The organism is Actinokineospora auranticolor (genome assembly GCF_002934265.1).
GTDB classification, from domain to species: Bacteria; Actinomycetota; Actinomycetes; order Mycobacteriales; family Pseudonocardiaceae; genus Actinokineospora; species Actinokineospora auranticolor.
In genome coordinates this window covers 1-6,402 of sequence record NZ_PTIX01000053.1, presented here as the reverse complement: position 1 = coordinate 6,402, position 6,402 = coordinate 1, and the positions used below count along the sequence as shown (strand labels likewise).

At 73.0% G+C, this 6,402-nt stretch carries 7 protein-coding genes; 3 read left to right on the top strand and 4 right to left on the bottom strand.

The genetic code is table 11. The features are described from left to right. Positions 1-462: 462 nt before the first annotated feature. The 4 genes from CLV40_RS36880 to CLV40_RS36865 are packed head-to-tail and all read right to left on the bottom strand — an operon-like array spanning position 463 to position 3,663. Positions 463-846 (bottom strand): nuclear transport factor 2 family protein, encoded by a 384-nt coding sequence (locus CLV40_RS36880; protein ID WP_245931831.1) that lies wholly within the window; start codon positions 844-846, stop codon positions 463-465. 9 nt (positions 847-855) lie between these two features. Then, complete coding sequence (locus CLV40_RS36875) at positions 856-1,308, bottom strand: Lrp/AsnC family transcriptional regulator (RefSeq protein ID WP_104483676.1); 453 nt, start codon at positions 1,306-1,308, stop codon at positions 856-858. Then, entirely contained in the window at positions 1,305-2,438 is a 1,134-nt protein-coding gene (locus tag CLV40_RS36870; protein WP_104483675.1) for a M24 family metallopeptidase, read from the bottom strand. The genes CLV40_RS36875 and CLV40_RS36870 overlap by 4 nt, the downstream gene beginning before the upstream one ends. Before the next feature lie 10 nt (positions 2,439-2,448). Beyond that, a complete protein-coding gene (locus CLV40_RS36865) occupies positions 2,449-3,663 on the bottom strand; it encodes an MFS transporter (RefSeq protein ID WP_181043979.1) in 1,215 nt (404 codons plus the stop codon). A gap of 50 nt (positions 3,664-3,713) precedes the next feature. Between CLV40_RS36865 and CLV40_RS36860 the strand changes: the two genes are divergently transcribed. The 3 genes from CLV40_RS36860 to CLV40_RS40655 form a co-directional block, all read left to right on the top strand. Further along, positions 3,714-4,121 carry a VOC family protein gene (locus CLV40_RS36860; RefSeq protein WP_104483679.1) on the top strand — a complete coding sequence of 136 codons (408 nt, stop codon included), beginning with the start codon at positions 3,714-3,716 and terminating at the stop codon, positions 4,119-4,121. A gap of 385 nt (positions 4,122-4,506) precedes the next feature. Next, positions 4,507-6,186, top strand: a complete 1,680-nt coding sequence (locus CLV40_RS36855; RefSeq protein ID WP_219824216.1) for a 2-isopropylmalate synthase — start codon at positions 4,507-4,509, stop codon at positions 6,184-6,186. A gap of 44 nt (positions 6,187-6,230) precedes the next feature. Further along, a partial coding sequence (locus CLV40_RS40655) for a transposase domain-containing protein (protein WP_342752298.1) occupies positions 6,231-6,402 on the top strand: 172 nt, incomplete at its 3' end.

Below are 6,402 nucleotides of genomic sequence, written 5' to 3'. Positions count from 1 at the left end.
CCGCCAACACACCCAACGAGATCCGATCGGTCAACCGAACAGCCGACGAATCAACGACACCACCACGAACCTGCACCACGCGAGCCACCCGAAAATAATAGCAGCTCCTTGCTTAAGTTAGTGGCATTGCGCCTCCGGCCCCCGAGATCCATGCCAGCGGCGGGCACCGACAAAACCGGAAGATCGACAGCGGACCTGTGGACAACTCGGGGACGGAGGTCAGGCCGGGGCAGGTTGTGTCGATGAGTCAAGGGGAGGTCGGTGCGGGCGGCGGGATCGAAGGGGAAGGATGCCTGCTGGCGCACCAGCACCCACTCCCCCGCCCGCCTGCGGAACACGCGAGTACCGCGAGACCGGTTTCCGTCGTGGTGTCGTCCTCGTGGTACGCGACCATCTGGTTCAGGCCCGGCGGCGGTGCCCCCCGGTCCGAGACCGTCCACTCGACACGGGTCGGGGCCGCGTCTAGGTGGCGAACGAGTGGTGTTCGTGCGCGACCACCCACCGGCCGTTGTCCTTGCGCAGGCCCAGGGTGAGGCGGAGGCGGGTGTTCGGGGCGGCGGCCAGGTCCTCGGGGGTGCCGCACCTGAGCAGCGCGTACGCGTACGCGACCTCCGCACCCTCGGTGACGTGCAGGTCCACGATCTCGAAGACCGCGCCGCTCGCCTGCCAGGCGAAGAAGTCCGGCCACACCGCTCGGTAGGCGTCCAGGCCGCGGACGCCGTCGTGCGGTGGGGGCACGTCGAACATCACGATGTCCGGGGCGTGGTCGGCGGTCACGGCCGCCAGGTCGCCCCGGTGCACGGCCGCCGCCCACCGCACGACCAAATCCCTGATCTCGTCGCTCATCGCCCTCATCTACAGCGCGGGGGTGCGCCCCTCGTACGGCGTCGACAGCACGACGGTCGTACGGGTGGACACCTTCGCGGACTCGCGGATCTTGCGGAGCAGTTCCTCCAGGTCGGTCGGCGAGGCGACCCGCACCAGCAGGACGTACGAGTAGTCGCCCGCGACCGAGTAGCAGGACTCGATCTCCTCGATGTGCTCGAGCCGCTGGGGGTAGTCGTCGGGGGCGGCCGGGTCGATCGGGGACAGGGAGATGAACGCGGTCAGCGGCAGGCCGATGGCCTCGGCGTCGAGGCGCGCGGTGTAGCCGCGGATGACCGCCCGCTGCTCCAGCCTGCGGACCCGCTGGTGCACGGCGGAGACGCTGAGCCCGACGCGCTCGGCGAGGTCGGTGAAGCTGCGCCTGCCGTCGGCCGCCAGTTCCCGGACGATCGCCTGGTCGATGGGCTCCAGCTCGCCGCTCATGCGGGCAGCACCACCAGCTCGTGCGGGCGGTGGTTGACCGACTCCACCCCCGTCTCGGTGACGACGACGATGTCCTCGATGCGCGCGCCCCACCGGCCCGCCTGGTAGATCCCCGGCTCGACGCTGAAGGCCATGCCCGGCTCCAGCACGGTCTCGTTGCCCGCGACGATGTACGGGTGCTCGTGCACGTCCAGCCCGATGCCGTGGCCGGTGCGGTGGATGAAGAACTCGCCCAGGCCCGCGTCCGCGATGAGCTGGCGGGCGGCGGCGTCCACCGACTCGGCGGTCACCCCGGGGCGCACGGACTCCACGGCGGCGCGCTGGGCGGCGGCGAGCACGGCGTAGGTCGCGGCCACGTCGGCGTCGCGCGGCTCGCCGACGGCGTAGGTGCGGGTGCTGTCGGAGTTGTAGCCCGCGTCGGTGCTGCCGCCGATGTCGACGACCACCACGTCCCCTGCGGTGATCACCCGGTCGGACACGTCGTGGTGCGGGCTGGCGCCGTTGGGGCCGGAGCCGACGATGACGAACTCGACCTTGGCGTGGCCCTCGGCCACGATCGCGGCGGCGATGTCCGCGCCCACCTCGGCCTCGGTGCGGCCGGGCCGCAGCCACTCGCCGATCCGGGCGTGCACGCGGTCGATCGCGGCACCGGCCTGGCGCAGCGCCTCGACCTCGGCGGCGTCCTTGCGCATCCGCAGCGCGCTGAGCACCGGTCCGGCCAGGACCTGCTCGGCGCCGGGCAGCGCGTCGCGCAGCGGCAGCACGTGCAGCGCGGGCAGCACGTCGCCGACGGCGACGCGCGTGGCCGCGGGGAGCAGACCGGCGACGAGCCCGTACGGGTCCTCGCCGTCGACCCAGGTGGCCACCCGCACGCCCAGCTCCGCCAGCGGCACGCCGTCGTAGCCGGGTGCCTCCAGCTTCGGCACGACCAGCACCGCGTCCCCCGCCGCGGGCAGCACCAGCGCGGTCAGCCGCTCGAACGAGGACCCGCTGCCGCCGATCAGGTAGCGCAGGTCGGAGCCGGGGGCGATGAGCAGGGCGTCGGCCCCGTGGGCCGCGGCGGCGGACCGGGCCCGGTCCAGGCGGGCGCGCAGCAGGTCCGGGTCCACGGCGGTGGCGATGGTCGACATATCCCGCACCCTAGTGCCTGGCACCGACCGGTTCCTCGTCCATCTCACGCCAGCCCTTGGCCAACGCGGGCCACAGCGTGATCGCGAGGTACACCCCCGAGGCGGTGAGCAGCGTGGGGACCAGCCCGAACCCGTCGACGGCAAAGCCCGCCAGCACGGCGCCCACGGGCATCGGCCACTGCGAGCCCGCCTGCAGCACACCGCCCACCACGGGCCGCACGTCGTCGGGCACCCGGTCGAACTGGACCACGCCGAGCACCGGGTTGATCGTGCCGACCGCGCAGCCGAACACCGCCAGCGCGGCCAGCGCCATCGGCAGCGGCGGAGCGGCGGCCAGCAGCGCGAACCGGGGCGCGCCGCTGACCAGGAACGCGGTGGCCAGGGTCCAGCGGCGCGACAGCCGGGCGCCGAGCCAGGCGTAGGCCAGCGACCCGGCGAGCCCGCCGCCCGCCCACACGCCCGCGATCGCGCCGAGCGCGACGCTGCTGCCGAGGACGCGTTCGGCGTAGACGGGCAGCAGGACGGCGAAGAACGCGGCGTCGAGCAGGTTGGTGCCGGAGACGAGCAGGACCACCCACCGCAGCGCCCGGTCCCGGCGCAGGTAGGCGAGTCCGCCGCGGAGGCGGTGCCCGTAGCCGCCGGGGGCCTTTCCGCCGACGGCGGGGACGAACAGGCGCACCAGGAGCGCGGAGCCGAGGAAGGTCGCGGCGTCGACGAGCAGCACGCCGGGTGGGCCGAGCAGGGCGATGAGCACCCCGGCGAGCGGTCCGCCGAGCATGCGGGCACCGCGCCAGACGCCTTCGTAGGCCCCGGAGGCGCGTTCGGTCGACACCTCCGCCCGCGCGGTGAGCGCGGGCACCATGGCGCGCCGCGCGGTCGCGCCCGGTGCCGCGACCAGGCCCAGTGCCCAGGCGAGCGGCACCAGGAGGGCGAACGGGAGGCCGGAGGTGCCGTGCAGCAGGGGAATCGCGGCCACGACGGCGGCGGCGAGCAGGTCCGAGGCGACACTGGCCGCGCGTCTGCCGACCCGGTCGACGACCGGCCCGGCGGCGAGCGCCCCGACGACCGCGCCGAACACCTCGACCCCCGCGACCAGCCCGGTGCGCGCCGCGCTCCCGGTGGTCTGCAACACGAACCACGGCACGGCCAGCACCGTCATCGCCGTCCCGCACGCCGAGAGCGCGTTGGCCCCCAGCAGCGCGGCCAGCGGCCCACGCGCCCCCATGATCACGACCATAGGGTGGCAGCGGGACGGGTGTGTGGTACTCCACGATCATGACGCGTCTCGGTGGACGGGGTTTCGGGCTCAGTGGCATCAGCGTTCTGCACGCGGTGGTGGTGGACTGCCGCGATCCGTTCGCGCTGGCCAGGTTCTGGGCCGCGCTGCTGGAGGGTGAGATCGAGGAGGCCGAGCCGCGCGGCGGGCCGTGCGCCTCGGTGGTCGCGCCGTTCGGACTGCGGCTGGACTTCCACCTGGTGCCCGAGGGCGGGGCGGCGCGGAACCGGCTGCACCTGGACCTGCGGACCACCGCGTTCCACCACGCCGTGGCGCGGGCGGTGGCCCTGGGCGCGACGACCGCGGACGACGTCCATCCGCCGGACGGGTGGCAGGTGCTGCGGGACCCGGAGGGGAACGAGTTCTGCTTGCTCCGGCCACGGATTGATGACACGTCATCGGAATAGGCCCGATCACCGGATAGACATCTCGCCGGGCGTTCTTTCCCGGCCGCGGCGAAGGCCGTCCGCCGACAAAGGCGAGCGGCCCCCGCACTATTCCGCACACCGTACGGATAATGCGCCCGACCACGCGGCGCGTTCGTCCCTTTGCGACCGGCGGAGTCCCGTGCAATTGCGCCACGACAGCGCCGCGCACGGGGTGGCCCCGCGCTGACCACACAAGGCGTCCGGATGGCGCATGGCGCATAGTCGCCATACGGACGAAATCCGCGAAGAACCGCTCGGCAACCGACCCCGGACATAACCATCGCCATTAGCGTCAAGCGGGACACGCGACACCGCCGCGAACATGACCGCGCGGATCGCTTGCGCCATTCCTGGGGGAGGAACGATGACCACCACCGAACCGCCCGCCACCGCTCGACCGGCGGGCAATTCGGAACCGCCCGGTAACCGATTGCCGTACGGCGCGCGGCACCGCAGCGCCGCCGCCCAGCGGGCGTCGTCGATGCCCGCGCACAAGTACCGGCAGTACCGGCCGCTCGGCCTGCCCGACCGGCAGTGGCCCGATCGGGTCGCCACCCGGGCGCCGCTGTGGTGCAGCGTGGACCTGCGCGACGGCAACCAGGCGCTGCTGGACCCCATGACGATGGCGAGCAGGCAGGAGCTGTTCCGGCTGCTGGTCCGCCTGGGTTTCAAGGAGATCGAGGTCGGCATGCCGGTGTCCTGCCGCGCCGACCACGACTTCGTGCGCTGGCTGGCCCGCTCCGGCGAGGTGCCCGACGACGTGACCCCGCAGGTCCTGGTGCCGATGCGGCCGGACCTGATCGCCGAGACCGTGCGCGCCCTGCGCGGCCTGCCGCGCGCGATCATGCAGGTGTTCCACCCGACCTCGACCGTGCAGCGCCGGGTGGTGTTCCGCGCGACCCGCGCGGAGGTGAAGCGGCTGGCGCTCAACGGGGCCGAGCTGTCGATGCGGCTGCGGGACGGGCTGCCGGGGACCCGGCTGTCGCTGCAGTACGGGCCGGAGTCGTTCACCCAGACCGAGCCCGAGTTCGCGCTGGAGGTCTGCAACGCGGTGCTCGACCTGTGGCGGCCGACCGCGGACGACGACGTGCGGATCAACCTGCCCGCCACCGTCGAGGCGTTCCCCGCGCACGAGTTCGCCGACCGCATCGAGTGGATGCACCGCAACCTGGTATTCCGCGACCGGATCCTGCTGGGCCTGCACCCGCACAACGACCGGGGCTGCGGGGTCGCCGCCGCGGAGGCCGCGCTGCTGGCCGGGGCGGACCGGGTCGAGGGCACGCTGTTCGGCAACGGGGAGCGCAGCGGCAACGTCTGCCTGGTCACCCTGGCGATGAACCTGTTCTCCCAGGGCATCGACCCGCGGCTGGAGCTCGGCGGCCTCGACGACATCCGCCGGGTGGCCGAGCGCTGCACCCGGATCCCGGTGGCCTGCAGGCACCCGTGGGCGGGCGAGCTGGTGTACACCTCGCTGGCGGGCTCGCACCAGGACGCCATCGCGAAGGGCCTGCGCGACCGCGACGAGAGCGGGTCGCCGCTGTGGGAGGTGCCGTACCTGCCGATCGACCCGCACGACATCGGGCGCGACTACCAGGCGCTGGTGCGGATCAGCAACCAGTCGGGCAAGGGCGGGCTGGCGTACCTGATGCGCACCGAGCACGGGCTGGAGCTGCCCAGGGGCGTGCAGGTGGAACTGGCCGAGGCGGTCGGGCGGGAGATGGACGACCGCGGCGGCGAACTGGACCCGGCCGCCCTGTGGCGGATGTTCGCCCGGCACTTCCTGCCCCCGGTCGACCAGCGCTGGATGGGGCTGGACCCCGAGGAGGTGCTGACACGGCTCGCGGAGCGGACGGGGGTTCGCGTGCAGGTGCTCGACGTCATCGAGCAACCGTCGGCGACGCCCGCGTCGGCGTGCGCGACGTTCTGCCAGGTGCGGGCGGGTCGGCGGACGAAGTGGGGGGTGGGGATCGCCGGGGACCGGGCGGTGTCGCGGCTATCGGCGGTCTACAGTGGACTGCACCGGTTGGGTGCTCTGGTCGGCTAGGGGCAATGCCGGTCGGTTAGGTCATGGCGGGGCTGTAGCCTGCTGTGGTGGATCTTGGGTTGGGTGTGCGCGAGGGCGGCGGTCTGGCCGACCGGGCTGCGGTTGGTGTGCTGACTCGGATGTTTCCGGTGGAGTTGGTCGATCGGGTCATTGACCAGTATTGGCGTCGGGAACAGCGGACCCGCGCATTGCCTGCTCGGTTGGTCTTCTATTTCA